Annotated in this window: 15 protein-coding genes; 9 read left to right on the plus strand and 6 right to left on the minus strand. The window is 71.4% G+C overall.

All coding sequences use genetic code 11. The features are described from left to right. Window positions 1–144 precede the first annotated feature (144 nt). Entirely contained in the window at window positions 145–1,641 is a 1,497-nt protein-coding gene (locus ABS735_RS02470) for an MFS transporter (protein ID WP_373902928.1), read from the minus strand. A gap of 563 nt (window positions 1,642–2,204) precedes the next feature. Here ABS735_RS02470 and ABS735_RS02475 point away from each other — a divergent pair. Beyond that, complete coding sequence (locus ABS735_RS02475; protein WP_019329973.1) at window positions 2,205–2,882, plus strand: response regulator transcription factor; 678 nt, start codon at window positions 2,205–2,207, stop codon at window positions 2,880–2,882. Window positions 2,883–2,941: 59 nt separating this feature from the next. Then, window positions 2,942–4,216 carry a two-component system sensor histidine kinase DraK gene (gene draK, locus ABS735_RS02480; protein WP_373902929.1) on the plus strand — a complete coding sequence of 425 codons (1,275 nt, stop codon included), beginning with the start codon at window positions 2,942–2,944 and terminating at the stop codon, window positions 4,214–4,216. Window positions 4,217–4,239: 23 nt separating this feature from the next. Here draK and ABS735_RS02485 read toward each other — a convergent pair whose 3' ends face one another. After that, window positions 4,240–4,812: a GtrA family protein gene (locus tag ABS735_RS02485; protein WP_373902930.1), complete on the minus strand. Its 573-nt coding sequence runs from the start codon at window positions 4,810–4,812 to the stop codon at window positions 4,240–4,242. A gap of 165 nt (window positions 4,813–4,977) precedes the next feature. On the opposite strand from ABS735_RS02485, the gene ABS735_RS02490 reads away from it, so the two are divergent. From ABS735_RS02490 to ABS735_RS02500, 3 genes are read left to right on the plus strand one after another with little or no spacing between them, the layout of a single operon-like run. Then, window positions 4,978–6,117 (plus strand): 5-(carboxyamino)imidazole ribonucleotide synthase, encoded by a 1,140-nt coding sequence (locus tag ABS735_RS02490; RefSeq protein WP_373902931.1) that lies wholly within the window; start codon window positions 4,978–4,980, stop codon window positions 6,115–6,117. Further along, on the plus strand, window positions 6,114–6,656 hold the full coding sequence (purE, locus tag ABS735_RS02495) for a 5-(carboxyamino)imidazole ribonucleotide mutase (RefSeq protein WP_373902932.1): 543 nt from the start codon (window positions 6,114–6,116) through the stop codon (window positions 6,654–6,656). The genes ABS735_RS02490 and purE overlap by 4 nt, the downstream gene beginning before the upstream one ends. A gap of 14 nt (window positions 6,657–6,670) precedes the next feature. Beyond that, window positions 6,671–7,849: a dipeptidase gene (locus ABS735_RS02500; protein WP_373902933.1), complete on the plus strand. Its 1,179-nt coding sequence runs from the start codon at window positions 6,671–6,673 to the stop codon at window positions 7,847–7,849. Here ABS735_RS02500 and ABS735_RS02505 read toward each other — a convergent pair. Beyond that, a complete protein-coding gene (locus tag ABS735_RS02505) occupies window positions 7,798–8,940 on the minus strand; it encodes an alkene reductase (RefSeq protein WP_373902934.1) in 1,143 nt (380 codons plus the stop codon). The two genes, ABS735_RS02500 and ABS735_RS02505, sit on opposite strands and share 52 nt — an antisense overlap. A 62-nt stretch (window positions 8,941–9,002) precedes the next feature. Between ABS735_RS02505 and ABS735_RS02510 the strand changes: the two genes are divergently transcribed. Both ABS735_RS02510 and ABS735_RS02515 read left to right on the plus strand, forming a co-directional pair. Further along, window positions 9,003–9,359 (plus strand): MerR family transcriptional regulator, encoded by a 357-nt coding sequence (locus ABS735_RS02510; protein ID WP_373902935.1) that lies wholly within the window; start codon window positions 9,003–9,005, stop codon window positions 9,357–9,359. A 92-nt stretch (window positions 9,360–9,451) separates the two neighbouring features. Further along, window positions 9,452–10,582: a dipeptidase gene (locus tag ABS735_RS02515; protein WP_373902936.1), complete on the plus strand. Its 1,131-nt coding sequence runs from the start codon at window positions 9,452–9,454 to the stop codon at window positions 10,580–10,582. A 12-nt stretch (window positions 10,583–10,594) separates the two neighbouring features. On the opposite strand, the gene ABS735_RS02520 is transcribed toward ABS735_RS02515, so the two are convergent. Further along, window positions 10,595–10,987 (minus strand): VOC family protein, encoded by a 393-nt coding sequence (locus ABS735_RS02520; RefSeq protein ID WP_373902937.1) that lies wholly within the window; start codon window positions 10,985–10,987, stop codon window positions 10,595–10,597. Between the two features lie 32 nt (window positions 10,988–11,019). Further along, window positions 11,020–11,385 (minus strand): VOC family protein, encoded by a 366-nt coding sequence (locus tag ABS735_RS02525; protein WP_373902938.1) that lies wholly within the window; start codon window positions 11,383–11,385, stop codon window positions 11,020–11,022. Between the two features lie 99 nt (window positions 11,386–11,484). On the opposite strand from ABS735_RS02525, the gene ABS735_RS02530 reads away from it, so the two are divergent. Next, complete coding sequence (locus ABS735_RS02530) at window positions 11,485–11,991, plus strand: CGNR zinc finger domain-containing protein (RefSeq protein ID WP_373902939.1); 507 nt, start codon at window positions 11,485–11,487, stop codon at window positions 11,989–11,991. A gap of 107 nt (window positions 11,992–12,098) precedes the next feature. On the opposite strand, the gene ABS735_RS02535 is transcribed toward ABS735_RS02530, so the two are convergent. Further along, window positions 12,099–13,442, minus strand: a complete 1,344-nt coding sequence (locus ABS735_RS02535; RefSeq protein WP_373902940.1) for a UDP-glucose dehydrogenase family protein — start codon at window positions 13,440–13,442, stop codon at window positions 12,099–12,101. Between the two features lie 180 nt (window positions 13,443–13,622). Here ABS735_RS02535 and ABS735_RS02540 point away from each other — a divergent pair, with 180 nt between their 5' ends. After that, window positions 13,623–14,795 carry an acyl-CoA dehydrogenase family protein gene (locus ABS735_RS02540; RefSeq protein WP_373902941.1) on the plus strand — a complete coding sequence of 391 codons (1,173 nt, stop codon included), beginning with the start codon at window positions 13,623–13,625 and terminating at the stop codon, window positions 14,793–14,795. Window positions 14,796–14,822: the final 27 nt, after the last annotated feature.

Raw genomic sequence — 14,822 nt, forward strand, 5'->3', positions numbered from 1 at the left:
CTCCGGTTGGTTCCGTGTGCGCGTCACTCGCGCTTCCGTAGCCCGGCCCGGCGAGGGGCCGCCGTACCCGTCGAAACGCCGGAGGGCCACCCCATCCCGGATCGGATGAGGTGACCCTCCGCGAAAGACGGTCGCCCGCAGGGCTCAGCGCACGTCGCCCATGAGTTCCTTGACGCGCTTGCGGTACATCCAGATCGCGATGCCCGCGACCACCGCGAGTGTGGCCTCCGCGGCGACGATGCCCGTCCTGTTGAGGTCGACGCCGGCGATGGAGAGCAGGCCGGTCGTGGCGTCACCGGCGGTGACGGCCAGGAACCAGACGCCCATCATCTGCGAGGCGTACTTCACCGGCGCCATCTTCGTCGTCACCGACAGGCCGACCGGGGAGAGCAGCAGCTCACCGCAGGTCTGGACGAAGTAGATCGCCACCAGCCACAGGGCCGCAGCCTTGTGGCCGCCGTCCGCGATGGCCAGCGGGGCCATGAAGAGGAAGAAGGACGCGCCGACGAGGACGAGACCGCCGCAGAACTTGACGATCGTGCTCGGCTCCTTGCCGCGGCGGGCGAGTGCCAGCCACAGCGTGGCGAAGACCGGGGCCAGGGCCATGATGATGACCGGGTTGACCGACTGGTACCAGGAGACCGGGAAGTTCCAGCCGAAGACGCTGTTGTCGGCCGAGGAGTCGGCGAACAGCGACAGGGTCGAGCCGCCCTGGTCGTAGATCATCCAGAACACGGCCGCGGCGACGAAGAACCAGATGTACGCCGACATCTTGGACTGCTCCGCGCGGTCCAGGGACCTGTCGCGCTTGATGTTCGTCAGCACCAGCACCGGGATGATCACGCCGAGCAGGGTCAGCGGGACCAGGATCCAGTTCAGGGTGTAGTGGCCGGAGAAGCCGACGATCGCGTAGAAGACGACGGCCAGCGCGGCCCAGAAGGCGGCCTTGCGCAGCGTCGAGGTCTTCTCCTCCACGGACAGCGGCTTCGGGACCACGCTGGAGTGCGGGGCCAGGTGGCGGCTGCCGATCAGGAACTGGAGCACGCCCAGACCCATGCCGACCGCGGCGAGCGCGAAGCCCAGGTGCCAGTTGACGTTCTCACCGATGGTGCCGATGGTCAGCGGCGCCGCGAAGGCACCGAGGTTGATGCCCATGTAGAAGACGGTGAAGCCACCGTCGCGGCGCGGGTCGTCGGGACCGTCGTAGAGCTGGCCGACCATCGTGGAGATGTTGGCCTTCAGCAGACCCGAGCCGATGGCGACCAGACCGAGGCCCGCGTAGAACGTGCCGGCGGACGGCAGCGCCAGCGTGAGGTGGCCGAGCATGATCACGCCGCCGGCGATGGCGACGGTCTTGCGGGGGCCCCACACGCGGTCGCCGAACCAGCCGCCCGGCATCGTGAGCAGGTACACCAGCGAGAGGTACACCGAGTAGATCGCGGTCGCGGCGCCGGCGTCGAGGCCGAGGCCACCCGGGGCGACGAGGTACAGCGGGAGCAGAGCCCTCATGCCGTAGTAGGAGAACCTCTCCCACATCTCGGTCATGAAGAGTGTGGCCAGTCCGCGGGGGTGGCCGAAGAAGGTCTTCTCGGCTCCGGGGGTGCCCGGGGTGACCGAGTCCTTCGTCAGGCTGGACGCCATGGTCGATCCTTGCTGGTCGGGACGCGCTCATGAGGCGATGCGCGCCCGGTGGGGGGCGGCCGGCACCGGCGGCCTTCCCCGCCCGTCCCACGCCTGAGGGATTCCGCTCCGGATTGCGAAGCGGTGGGCGGCGGCCACCGGGATCCACGCCTCTGCGCGCGTCACTGCACGCGGTGAGGCCCGGCTACAGGTCATTCCTTTCAAGGCCGGCCGTGGGGGCCGGCCCGCACACAAAAGAGACCTTCAGCGTCGAAATTGTCGCCAAAGGTCCTCTGGGTGCTACAGGCGCTGATTCACCATACGGCAGGACACCGCCCGGTATGGAAGGGCTTGAGACGCGGATCACAGGCGATGATGGAACCGCGAACGATCTTTCGAAGGTTAATTACAGGATGGCACCCCACAGGCGCAGGTTCGGACGCGGGGTCGACGAGGCGGGCCACGCGGCGGACGTCCGGGTTGCCCGCAAGTGATCCACAGGCGATTCACAGGGCACGGGCAGGCGGGAGGCCCTCGGGTCGATCTTGCCCCGGGCGTTGCTCCGAGCGGTCTACCATCAGCTCATGACCCGTGTACTGCTCGCCGAGGACGACGCGTCCATCTCGGAGCCGCTGGCCCGCGCACTGCGCAGGGAAGGGTACGAGGTCGAGGTGCGTGAGGACGGACCCACCGCACTCGACGCGGGGCTGCAGGGCGGCATCGACCTGGTCGTGCTGGACCTCGGCCTGCCGGACATGGACGGTCTCGAGGTCGCCCGCCGGCTGCGGTCCGAGGGCCACGCCGTGCCGATCCTGATCCTTACCGCGCGTGCCGACGAGGTGGACACCGTCGTCGGCCTGGACGCGGGCGCCGACGACTACGTCACCAAGCCCTTCCGCCTCGCCGAGCTGCTCGCCCGGGTCCGGGCCCTGCTGCGGCGCGGCGCCGTCGAACCCCCGCAGCCGCCCGCCACCCACGGCGTGCGCATCGACGTCGAGTCGCACCGCGCCTGGATGGGCGAGGAGGAGCTCCAGCTCACCGCGAAGGAGTTCGACCTGCTGCGGGTCCTGGTGCGCGACGCCGGCCGGGTCGTCACCCGCGACCAGCTGATGCGCGAGGTCTGGGACACCACCTGGTGGTCGTCGACCAAGACCCTCGACATGCACATCTCCTGGCTGCGCAAGAAGCTCGGCGACGACGCGGCCAACCCCCGCTACATCGCCACCGTGCGCGGCGTGGGCTTCCGTTTCGAGAAGAACTGAGCCGAGGAAGAACCGGGCGGGTCCGCGAGGGCTCGGCCGGGTGAGCCGAGTATGAGGACATGCGCCGTCGACTGATCCAGTCCACGCTCGCCGTGGTGCTCGTCGTGATCGCCGTCTTCGGCGTCTCCCTCGTCATCGTCGAGGCCCGAACGATCAGCAGCACCGCCCAGGAGCGGGTCGACCTGGAGGCGGTGCGGCTGGCCAGCATCGTGGACAGCCGGCTCATCGGCACCGGCTCCGTCGACGAGCAGTTCCTGCGGGAGCAGATCCGCGACGCCCGGTACGCCGTGATCCGCATCCCCGGCGAGCCGGTCATCGAGGTCGGCGGCAAGCCGTCCGGCGACGTCCTGCAGGGCAGGGCCACCGGCGAGGAGGGCGAGACCGTCCTCGTCGAGGAGCCCAGGTCCTCGGTGACCCGGGAGGTCGGCCGGACGCTGCTGATCATCGGCCTGGTGGCGCTGCTGGCGGTGGTCGCCGCCGTACTGCTGGCCATCCGGCAGGCCAACCGCCTCGCCTCCCCGCTCACCGACCTCGCCGAGACCGCCGAACGCCTCGGCTCCGGCGACCCGCGCCCGCGGCACAAGCGGTACGGCGTCCCCGAGCTGGACCGCGTCGCCGACGTCCTGGACTCCTCCGCCGAGCGCATCGCCCGGATGCTCACCGCCGAGCGCCGGCTGGCCGCCGACGCCTCCCACCAGCTCCGTACGCCGCTGACCGCGCTGTCCATGCGGCTGGAGGAGATCACGCTCACCGACGAACCGGAGACGGTGAAGGAGGAGGCGACGATCGCGCTGTCGCAGGTGGAGCGGCTGACGGACGTCGTGGACCGGCTGCTGACCAACTCCCGCGACCCGCGCAGCGGCTCCGCCGTCACCTTCGAACTGGACGACGTCATCCAGCAGCAGATCGCCGAGTGGCGCCCCGCCTACCGCAGCGAGGGGCGGGCCATCGTCAGCTCCGGCAAACGCCATCTGACGGCCGTGGGCACCCCCGGCGCCGTGGCGCAGGTGCTGGCCGCGCTGATCGAGAACTCCCTGATGCACGGCGGCGGCACCGTGGCCCTGCGCACCCGGGTGACCGGCAACCAGGCCGTGGTCGAGGTCACCGACGAGGGCCCCGGCGTCCCGGGCGACCTGGGGGCGCGGATCTTCGAGCGCGCGATCAGCGGACGCAACTCCACGGGCATCGGCCTCGCCGTCGCCCGGGACCTGGCCGAGGCGGACGGCGGGCGGCTGGAGCTGCTCCAGGGGCGTCCACCGGTCTTCGGGCTGTTCCTGTCCCGTACGCCTCCCCCGAAGAAGCCCTCGGGGGACGGTGAGGAGACGGTGCGCTGAGAGTCCCTTGCGGGGGGAGCCGGTCAGCGGTGGACGGCGGGGGCGCCGTCCGCGTGGGGGACCGCGGCCGGGTTCTCGTGCTCCAGGAAGGTCTCGGCCTGCGTCACCGGTTCACGGGCGGGCAGCGTCCGGAACACCCAGCTGCGGTACGACCAGAAGCGGAACAGTGTGCCGATCCCGATGCCGAGGAACTTGAAGATGTTGCTCTGCAGTGGGCTGTCCCAGCCGAAGCCGTACGTCGCCGTGTAGAGCACGCCGTTCTCGATCACCAGCCCGACCGCGCTGAACAGCAGGAACAGCGACATCTCGCGGGTCCGGCCGCTCTTGTCGCGGTCGCGGTAGGTGAAGTACCGGAAGCCCACGTAGTTGAAGGCGATCGCGACGACCGTGGCGATGATGCTGGCCCGCACCACCTGGAGGTCGGTCACGTGCCGCACGAAGTTGAAGACGAGGAGGTTGACCAGCACCCCCGCGCCGCCCACGGCGCCGAACTTCGCGACCTCACGCACGAGCCGGTCGATCCGCCGTCGCATCCCGGCACGCGGGGCATCGGGCGCGGAGGGAGCCGTCTGAGCACCCGAGGAACCATGTCCCATGGCCGTGCAGGCCCCCGTCCATCGGTTGGCGTCAATCCGTTCATGCTAACCACCCGGACGCGCGATCTTCCTGCGGACGGACCCACGGAACCCGGAACGGGCGTCGGGACCGGCGGGAAACGGCCGGTAAACAGGTGGGCCGTGCGCGGCCGATACGCTAGGGGTGTGACGTTCCCGGTAGTCGGCATGGTCGGCGGTGGCCAGCTCGCTCGTATGACACACGAGGCGGGCATCCCGTTGGGCATCAGGTTCAAGCTTCTCAGTGACACTCCTCAGGACTCTGCGGCGCAGGTCGTGAACGAAGTCGTCGTCGGCGACTATCGCGATCTGGACACGTTGCGCGAGTTCGCGCGCGGCTGTGACGTGATCACCTTCGATCACGAGCACGTGCCGACCGAGCACCTCAAGGCCCTGGAGGCGGACGGCATCCCCGTCCGCCCCGGCCCCGAGGCGCTCGTGCACGCCCAGGACAAGGGCGTGATGCGCGCGAAGCTCGACGCGATCGGCGTGCCCTGCCCGCGGCACCGGATCGTGAGCGATCCGGCCGACGTGGCCGCCTTCGCGGACGAGGGCGACGGCTTCCCCGTCGTCCTCAAGACGGTCCGCGGCGGGTACGACGGCAAGGGCGTGTGGGTCGTGGACTCCGTCGGGGAGGCCGCCGAGCCCTTCCGCGCCGGAGTGCCCGTGCTGGCGGAGGAGAAGGTCGACTTCGTCCGCGAGCTGGCCGCCAACGTGGTCCGCTCCCCGCACGGCCAGGCGGTGGCCTACCCCGTTGTCGAGTCCCAGCAGGTGAACGGCGTGTGCGACACGGTGATCGCCCCGGCGCCCGAGCTCGACGAGGCGCTGGCCCTGCGCGCCGAGGAGATGGCGCTCGGCATCGCCAAGGAGCTGGACGTCGTCGGCCACCTCGCCGTCGAGCTGTTCCAGACCCGCGACGGCCGCGTCCTCGTCAACGAGCTCGCGATGCGCCCGCACAACTCCGGCCACTGGACGATGGACGGCGCGATCACCTCGCAGTTCGCCAACCACGTCCGCGCGGTCCTCGACCTCCCCCTCGGCGACCCGCGCCCGCGCGCCAAGTGGACCGTGATGGTCAATGTCCTCGGCGGCGACTACCCGGACATGTACTCCGCGTACCTGCACTGCATGGCCCGCGACCCGCAGCTCAAGATCCACATGTACGGCAAGGACGTGAAGCCCGGCCGCAAGGTCGGCCACGTCAACACCTACGGCGACGACCTGGACGACGTGCTGGAGCGCGCCCGTCACGCTGCCGGCTACCTGAGAGGGACGATCACCGAATGAGCCAGGCCAGCCCGGTGAGCCCGGTCGTAGGCATCGTCATGGGGTCGGACTCCGACTGGCCCGTCATGGAGGCCGCCGCCAAGGCCCTCGACGAGTTCGAGATCCCCTACGAGGTCGACGTCGTCTCCGCGCACCGCATGCCGCACGAGATGATCGCGTACGGCGAGCAGGCCGCAGGACGCGGGCTGAAGACGATCGTCGCCGGGGCCGGGGGCGCCGCCCACCTGCCCGGCATGCTCGCCTCCGTCACCCCGCTGCCGGTCATCGGCGTGCCGGTACCGCTGAAGTACCTGGACGGCATGGACAGCCTCCTGTCCATCGTGCAGATGCCGGCCGGCGTCCCCGTCGCCACCGTCTCCGTCGGCGGCGCCCGCAACGCCGGTCTGCTGGCCGCCCGCATCCTCGCCGCCCACGACGAGGAGCTGCTCGGCCGGATGCGCGAGTTCCAGCAGGACCTCAACGACCAGGCCACCGAGAAGGGCAAGCGACTGCGCAACAAGGTCGCGGGCTCGACGGCCGGCTTCGGATTCGCAAAGTGACGGAAGGGACGCGGATGACCTCCCTCGACCAGGCCCGGGAACTGCTGCGCGAGTTCCCCGTCGTCGACGGGCACAACGACCTGCCCTGGGCGCTGCGCGAGCAGGTCCGCTACGACCTCGACGCCCGCGACATCGCCGCCGACCAGACCGCCCACCTGCACACCGACCTGGCCCGGCTGCGGGCCGGCGGCGTCGGCGCGCAGTACTGGTCGGTGTACGTCCGCTCCGACCTGCCGGGCGCGGTGACGGCGACGCTGGAGCAGATCGACTGCGTACGGCGGCTGATCGACCGCCACCCCGGCGAGCTGCGGGCCGCGCTGACCGCCGCCGACATGGAGGCCGCGCGCGCCGAGGGCCGGATCGCCTCCCTGATGGGCGCCGAGGGCGGCCACTCCATCGACAACTCGCTGGCCACACTGCGCGCCCTGTACGCGCTCGGCGTGCGCTACATGACGCTCACCCACAACGACAACGTCGCGTGGGCGGACTCGGCGACCGACGAGCCCGGCGTCGGCGGCCTGTCGGCCTTCGGCCGCGAGGTCGTGCGGGAGATGAACCGCGAGGGCATGCTGGTCGACCTCTCGCACGTCGCGGCGACGACGATGCGCGACGCGCTGGACACCTCCACCGCGCCGGTGATCTTCTCGCACTCCTCCTCCCGCGCCGTCTGCGACCACCCGCGCAACATCCCGGACGACGTCCTGGAGCGGTTGCCGGCCAACGGCGGGATGGCGATGGTGACGTTCGTGCCGAAGTTCGTGCTCCAGGCCGCCGTGGACTGGACGGCCGAGGCCGACGAGAACATGCGGGCGCACGGCTTCCACCACCTCGACTCCAGCCCCGAGGCGATGAAGGTCCACGCGGCCTTCGAGGAGCGCGTCCCGCGCCCCGTCGCCACCGTCTCCACGGTCGCCGACCACCTCGACCACATGCGTGAGGTCGCCGGCGTCGACCACCTCGGCATCGGCGGCGACTACGACGGCACGCCCTTCACCCCGGACGGCCTGGGCGACGTCTCCGGCTACCCGAACCTGATCGCCGAGCTGCTGGAGCGCGGCTGGTCCCAGGCCGACCTGTCCAAGCTGACCTGGAAGAACGCGGTCCGCGTCCTCGACGCCGCCGAGGACGTGGCCCGGGGGCTTCAGGCGACGCGGGGTCCGTCCAACGCGTCGCTGGCGGAACTGGACGGCTGAGCCGTCACCTCTTCGAGGGCGGGGTAGTCGGTGTAGCCGGTCGCCCCGCCCACGTACATGAGGTACCGGTCCCGTACCGGGTTCAGCGGCGCGTCCGACCGCAGCCGCCGCACCAGGTCGGGGTTGGCGAGGAAGGGCCGGCCCAGGGCGATCAGGTCGGCGCCCGCGGCCAGCAGCCGCTCGGAGGCGCGGCGCACGGTGTCCGCGGTGAACTCCTCGCCCAGCACCGGGTTGGCGATCAGCACGCCCTGCCACCCCGCGCGCAGTTTTCCGAACACCGGGGTGTCCGGGTCGGCGTACACCAGGTGCAGATACGCGAGCCCGAGCCCGCCGAGCCGCTGCGCTAGCGCCGGGTAGATCTCCTCGGTCCCCTCCTCCGCGATGCCGTTGACGGTGTTGCCGGGGGAGAGCCGCAGCCCCACCCGCTCGGCGCCGATCTCGGCGGCCACGGCCTCCACCACCTCGGCCGTGAACCGGATCCGTCCGGCGACGGGGCCGCCGTAGCCGTCGGTGCGCAGGTTGGTGTTGGCGGCCAGGAACTGGTGCAGCAGATAGCCGTTGGCGGAGTGCACCTCCACCCCCTCGAAACCGGCGTCGAGCGCGTTGCGGGCGGCCCGTGCGAAGTCGGCGACGGTGGTCCGGATGTCCTCGACGGTCATCTCCCGTGGGACCACGGCCGGCCGGTGCCCGTCGGGCGTGAAGACGGTCCCGGGCAGCGGCACCGGCGACGGCGCGAGGGGCGTCAGTCCGCTCGTGGCCGGATGCCCGACCCGGCCGCCGTGCTGGAGCTGGAGGAACATCCGGCCGCCCGCCTCCCGCACGGCCTCGGTGACCCGCCGCCAGCCCGCCACGTGCCGGGCGCTGTGAACGGCGGTGATGTCGGGGTACGTCTGCCCGACCGCGTTCGGCGTCGAGGCCTCGGCGACGATCAGCCCGGCCGAGGCGCGCTGGGCGTAGTAGGTGGCCATGAGCGGGGTCGGAGTGCCGTCGGCCTCGGCCCGGTTGCGGGTGAGCGGGGCCATCACGAGACGGTTGGGAAGGGTGAGGGGGCCGAGCGGGGCGGAAGCGAAGAGGTCTGTTGTGTTCGGCATGCTCGTACGCTAAAACTTGACACTGATGTCAGAATCAAGTCGGGAACCGGGAGGCACGGCGGATGCGGATCGGCGAACTGGCCCGGCGTACGGGCGTCAGTGAACGCTCGCTGCGTTACTACGAGAAGCAGGGGCTGCTCGCGGCCGAGCGTACGCCCGGCGGGCACCGCGAGTACGCGGAGGCGGCCGTCGACCGGGTCATCCGGATCCAGGAGCTGTACGCGGCCGGGCTCTGCAGCAGCAAGATCGTGCAGTTGCTGCCGTGCATGCGCGACGGCGACGGCGGCCCCTCGGCGGTGGCCACGCCGAAGCTGGTCGCCGACCTCACCGCCGAGCGAGCCCGCATCGACCGGACCATCGCCGAACTGCTCCGCTCCCGGGACACCCTGGACGAGGTGATCGACGCGGCCAGAGGCTGAGCCGCGTACCCCCGAACGCCCCATCCACCAGGAAGCCCTTACCGCTCCGTGCGACGGTGGCCGTATCTCACGACGACCGTACGGAGCCCGCCATGGCAGACCTCCAGGACGACCTGCACACCGGTACCGAGGCCGGTGGGCTCGACGACCTGCCCGTGCCGCTCGCCGCGGAGGCCTTTCCGCCGGAGCCCTACGCACCCGTGTCCGACCCCGACGACGAGCCGCTGACCCGGGCGCACACCGTGCTGGCCGCCCATCCCGTCGCCGACGGCTGCAACGGGCTGCCCTGGGCGCTCAGGCACCTGCCCTGGTACGACCTGGAGCTGGGCGAGAGCGCCGTCGACACCGACGTGCCGCGGCTGCGCGAGGGGCACGTGGGCGCGCTGCTGTGGTCCCTGCACCTGCCCGAGTCCGTCGACGGGGACCGTGCGATCGGCGCCACGCTGGAGCAGCTCGACCTGGTCAAGACGGTCGTGCGGGCCCACCCGGAGGGCCTGCGCCTGGCATACGACGCGGGGCAGGCCATCGATGCCCGCAACTGCGGCCGGATCGCCGTGCTGCCCGGTCCCGCGGGCGCCGCCGCCCTCGGCGACCGCCTCGGCATCCTGCGTTCCCTGCACGCCCTCGGCCTGCGCGCGCTGACGCTGTCCGGGGTGACCTGGGCGAGCGAGGCGGGACTGACCCGGTTCGGCGAGGAGGTCGTGCGCGAGATGAACCGCCTCGGTGTCGTCGCCGACCTCTCCGGCGCGTCCGCCGAGACCGTCCGCCGCACCTTCGCGGTGTCCAAGGCGCCGGCACTGTGCACCCGCTCCGCCGCCCGCGCCCTGCGCCCGCACCCCGCCAACCTCCCCGACGACCTGCTGGTGGAGCTGGGCGCGGCCGGCGGCCTGTGCATGGTGCCGCTGACCGCCGAGCAGACCGGCCCGACCGTCCGGGACGTAGCCGACCACCTCGACCACGTCCGCACGGTGGCCGGCCCGCAGAGCGTCGGCCTGTCCGGCACCTACGACACCGGCACCGCCCACCCGCTGGAGCTGGGCGACCCCTCCTGTTACCCCCGGCTCGTCGCCGAACTGCTCCGCCGCGGCTGGGACGAGGCGGACGTGGCCCTGCTGACCTGGGGGAACGTCCAGCGCGTCCTGCGTGCCGCGGCCTTCACCGCGAAGGCCGCCCAGCTGCGCCGCGAGCCGTCCACGGCGACCATCGCCGACCTGGACGGGTAGTCCGCGCGAGCGTCACGTGTGCTCGATCCGGCACAGGCAGAACGGATGCCCCGCCGGATCGGCGTACACCATGAAGTCCTTCTTCTCCCGGTCCTCCCGGTCCAGCAGCCGCGCGCCCAGCGCGAGCACCTTCTCGTGCGCCGCGTCCATCTCCGCCCAGGTCGCCCCGCCGTCGAAGTCGAGGTGGAACTGCTGGGCGTTGCGGTCGGAGCGCGGCCACTCGGGCGGGGTGAGGTCCGGCGCCCGCTGGAAGGACAGCCGCGGCCCGCCGGGCACCTGGAGGACGACCCAGTCCGAGTTCTCCTCGTCGAGCGTGCCGCCCCCGACGGCCGCGTAGAAGCGGGCCAGCTCACGGGGCTCGGGACAGTCGACGACGACCGAACGGAAACGTGCCGCGGGTGCCATGGGGAAACCTCCCGGTCTCGGCGGACGGGCGCTCAGCAGGCGCAGAGGCAGAACGGGTGCCCGGCCGGGTCGGCGTAAACCCGGAAGGTACGGGTGCGGTCCTCCGCGTCCAGCGGCCTCGCGCCCAGTCCGAGGACGGCCTTCTCGGCCGCGTCCAGGTCCTTCACCTCGAGGTCGAGGTGGAACTGCTGCGAGTCGTCGGGCGCGGGCCACTTCGGCGGTACGAACCCGGGTGCGGCCTGGAACGCCAGCGCCCGTCCGTCCGGCAGCTTCAGGTCGACCCAGTCGCCCTCCCCTTCGCCCTCGACGGTGCCGCCGAGCACGTCGGCGTAGAAGCGGGCCAGTGCGCGGGGGTCGGGACAGTCCAGGACGACGGGGCCCAGTTCGGCGACAGCCATGACTTCCTCCTTGAAGCACGCGGGCTTCGGTTACCAGCACAGTGCGGATAACCGGTAACGGTTACTGCATGCTGCCCCATTGGGGGTAACGTCGCAAGCATGAGTGAGAGATCGCCCGCACCGGGAGGCCTGGGCCTGGTCGAGACCCTGGTGAACACGCTGGACCTCGAGACGGGCGCCGACTCGCTGGACACGGAGGAGGGCAGGGCGCGGCTCGGGCTGGCGGAGGGCGACGTACCCGCGGCCCGTGAGCTGCGCGAGTCCCTGCGCGCCGCCCTGCTCGCCCACGCCGGCCACTCGCCGCACCGCGCGGTGACCCCGCTGGGCGAGCTGCTGGCCGCCGCCCCGCTGGTCGTCGCCGTCGACCCGGCCGACGGTTCCGCCGCCCTCGCCCCGGCCGGGGAGGGCTCACTGACCGCCCGCGTCGCCGCCGCCGTCGCCGAGGCGCTGGTGGCCGGCACCTGGAGCCGCTTCAAGGCCTGCGAGGCCGCCGACTGCCACTGGGCGTACTACGACCGCAGTCCGGCCGGGCGCGGCCGCTGGTGTTCCATGCAGGTGTGCGGGGCCCGTGCCAAGATGCGCCGCTACCGCGCCAAGGACTCGTAAACGCCGCCCGCTTCACCGGCCGCCCGGCCGCGCCGCGCGGCACAATGCGGACGGACGCCGGTTCGGCCGACTGAGCCTCGGCCGAACCGGCGTCCTCCGTGGCGTCGTCAGGCGGTGGGCCGGCCCATCGCCCGGTACGTCCAGCCGGCCTTCCGCCACAGCGTCGGGTCCAGGGCGTTGCGCCCGTCCAGGATCACCCGGGCCGCCGCCGCCTCGCCCAGCGCCTCCGGGTCCAGCTCGCGGAACTCCCGCCACTCGGTGAGGTGCAGGACGACGTCCGCGCCCCGCACCGCCTCCAGCGCCGAATCGGCGTAGCCGAGCGTCGGGAAGAGCCGCCGGGCGTTCTCCATGCCCTTGGGGTCGTACACCGTCACCTGGGCGCCCTGGAGGTGCACCTGCCCGGCGACGTTCAGCGCGGGGGAGTCCCGTACGTCGTCCGAGTCGGGCTTGAAGGTGGCGCCCAGCACCGCGATCCGCTTGCCGAGGAACGGGCCGCCGCCCAGCGCCTGCCGGGTCAGCTCCACCATCTGGCCGCGCTGGCGCATGTTGATCGAGTCGATCTCGCGCAGGAAGGTCAGCGCCTGGTCGGCGCCCAGCTCACCGGCGCGCGCCATGAAGGCGCGGATGTCCTTGGGCAGACAGCCGCCGCCGAAGCCGATCCCGGCCCGCAGGAACTTCCGGCCGATCCGGTCGTCGTACCCGATCGCCTCCGCCAGCTTGGCCACGTCGCCGTCGGCCGCCTCGCACACCTCCGCCATCGCGTTGATGAACGAGATCTTGGTGGCGAGGAAGGAGTTCGCCGAGGTCTTCACCAGCTCGGCGGTCGGGAAGTCGGTGACGACGAAGGGCGAGCCCTCCGCGACCGGTGTCGCGTAGACCTCGCGCAGCAGCTTCTCCGACCGCTCGCTGCGCACGCCGACCACGATCCGGTCCGGATGCAGCGTGTCCTGCACGGCGAAGCCCTCGCGCAGGAACTCCGGGTTCCAGGCCAGCTCGGCCTCGTGGCGGGCCGGTGCGTGCTCGGCCAGGTAGGCGGCCAGCCGGTCGGCGGATCCCACCGGCACCGTCGACTTGCCGACGACCAGCGCGGGGCCGGTCAGGTGCGGCGCCAGCGAGGCCAGCGCGGAGTCGACGTACGACATGTCGCAGGCGTACTCGCCGTGCTTCTGCGGGGTGTTCACGCACAGGAAGTGCACGTCGCCGAAGGCCGCGACCTCGGCGAAGTCGGTGGTGAAGCGCAGCCGCCCGCTGGAGCCCTCGATCCCGGCGACGTGCTTGCCCAGCAGCTCCTCCAGACCCGGCTCGTACATCGGGACCTGGCCCCGCTGGAGCATCTCGATCTTCTCGGGCACCACGTCGAGACCCAGCACCTCGAAACCGAGTTCGGCCATGGCCGCCGCGTGGGTCGCGCCGAGATAACCGGTACCGATCACGGTGATCTTCAGGGCCATGGGTGCTCCAGAGGTGTACGGCATGGGTGCGCGCCCGAGCATATCGGGGACGCGGGAAAAGCCTTTCGGTCGGCTGTCGTCAAGCTCACCTATCCACGAACGCGGGCGGGCTCTAAAATTTGGGTTACTTAACGGTAGTTAGCGTGCCCAGCATCACAGCGTTTTGGAGCGTGAGACACCTTGGCCGGATCGGCTGACTTCGACCTGTACCGCCCGTCGGAGGAGCACGACATGCTCCGCGACGCCGTCCGCTCGCTGGCCGAGGCGAAGATCGCGCCGCACGCCGCCGCGGTGGACGAGGAGGCCCGCTTCCCGCAGGAGGCCCTGGACGCCCTCACCGCGAACGACCTGCACGCGGTGCACGTCCCCGAGGAGTACGGCGGCGCGGGCGCCGACGCGCTCGCCACGGTCATCGTGATCGAGGAGGTGGCCCGCGCCTGCGCCTCCTCCTCCCTCATCCCGGCCGTGAACAAGCTCGGCTCGCTCCCGGTGATCCTCTCCGGCTCCGAGGAGCTGAAGAAGAAGTACATGACCCCGCTCGCCAAGGGCGACGGCATGTTCTCCTACTGCCTCTCCGAGCCCGACGCGGGCTCCGACGCGGCCGGCATGAAGACCAAGGCCGTCCGCGACGGCGACTTCTGGGTGCTCAACGGCGTCAAGCGCTGGATCACCAACGCCGGCGTCAGCGAGTACTACACGGTGATGGCCGTCACCGATCCCACCAAGCGCTCCAAGGGCATCTCCGCCTTCGTCGTCGAGAAGTCCGACGAGGGCGTCTCCTTCGGCGCCCCGGAGAAGAAGCTCGGCATCAAGGGCTCCCCGACCCGCGAGGTCTACCTCGACAACGTCCGCATCCCCGCCGACCGCATGATCGGCGCGGAGGGCACCGGCTTCGCCACCGCGATGAAGACGCTGGACCACACCCGCATCACCATCGCCGCCCAGGCCCTCGGCATCGCCCAGGGCGCCCTCGACTACGCCAAGGGCTACGTCCAGGAGCGCAAGCAGTTCGGCAAGCCGATCGCCGACTTCCAGGGCATCCAGTTCATGCTGGCCGACATGGCCATGAAGATCGAGGCCGCCCGCCAGCTGACGTACGCGGCCGCCGCGAAGTCCGAGCGCGTCGCCGCCGGAGGTGGAGAGGGGGACCTCACCTTCCAGGGCGCCGCCGCCAAGTGCTTCGCCTCCGACGTGGCCATGGAGGTCACCACGGACGCCGTCCAGCTGCTCGGCGGCTACGGCTACACCCGCGACTACCCGGTGGAGCGCATGATGCGCGACGCCAAGATCACGCAGATCTACGAGGGCACCAACCAGGTCCAGCGCATCGTGATGGCGCGCAACCTGCCGTAGCGGCCGGTGTTTTCCAGCGAGGGGCGT

The organism is Streptomyces sp. MMCC 100 (assembly GCF_041538145.2).
In the GTDB taxonomy this organism is placed as follows: Bacteria; Actinomycetota; Actinomycetes; order Streptomycetales; family Streptomycetaceae; genus Streptomyces.

Bases quoted from the DNA above. Each gene is read 5' to 3' on its own strand.
- ABS735_RS02470 (WP_373902928.1), bottom strand. From the start codon at position 1,641: ATGGCGTCCAGCCTGACGAAGGACTCGGTCACCCCGGGCACCCCCGGA.
- ABS735_RS02475 (WP_019329973.1), top strand. From the start codon at position 2,205: ATGACCCGTGTACTGCTCGCCGAGGACGACGCGTCCATCTCGGAGCCG.
- draK (WP_373902929.1), top strand. From the start codon at position 2,942: ATGCGCCGTCGACTGATCCAGTCCACGCTCGCCGTGGTGCTCGTCGTG.
- ABS735_RS02485 (WP_373902930.1), bottom strand. From the start codon at position 4,812: ATGGGACATGGTTCCTCGGGTGCTCAGACGGCTCCCTCCGCGCCCGAT.
- purE (WP_373902932.1), top strand. From the start codon at position 6,114: ATGAGCCAGGCCAGCCCGGTGAGCCCGGTCGTAGGCATCGTCATGGGG.
- ABS735_RS02500 (WP_373902933.1), top strand. From the start codon at position 6,671: ATGACCTCCCTCGACCAGGCCCGGGAACTGCTGCGCGAGTTCCCCGTC.
- ABS735_RS02505 (WP_373902934.1), bottom strand. From the start codon at position 8,940: ATGCCGAACACAACAGACCTCTTCGCTTCCGCCCCGCTCGGCCCCCTC.
- ABS735_RS02510 (WP_373902935.1), top strand. From the start codon at position 9,003: ATGCGGATCGGCGAACTGGCCCGGCGTACGGGCGTCAGTGAACGCTCG.
- ABS735_RS02515 (WP_373902936.1), top strand. From the start codon at position 9,452: ATGGCAGACCTCCAGGACGACCTGCACACCGGTACCGAGGCCGGTGGG.
- ABS735_RS02520 (WP_373902937.1), bottom strand. From the start codon at position 10,987: ATGGCACCCGCGGCACGTTTCCGTTCGGTCGTCGTCGACTGTCCCGAG.
- ABS735_RS02525 (WP_373902938.1), bottom strand. From the start codon at position 11,385: ATGGCTGTCGCCGAACTGGGCCCCGTCGTCCTGGACTGTCCCGACCCC.
- ABS735_RS02530 (WP_373902939.1), top strand. From the start codon at position 11,485: ATGAGTGAGAGATCGCCCGCACCGGGAGGCCTGGGCCTGGTCGAGACC.
- ABS735_RS02535 (WP_373902940.1), bottom strand. From the start codon at position 13,442: ATGGCCCTGAAGATCACCGTGATCGGTACCGGTTATCTCGGCGCGACC.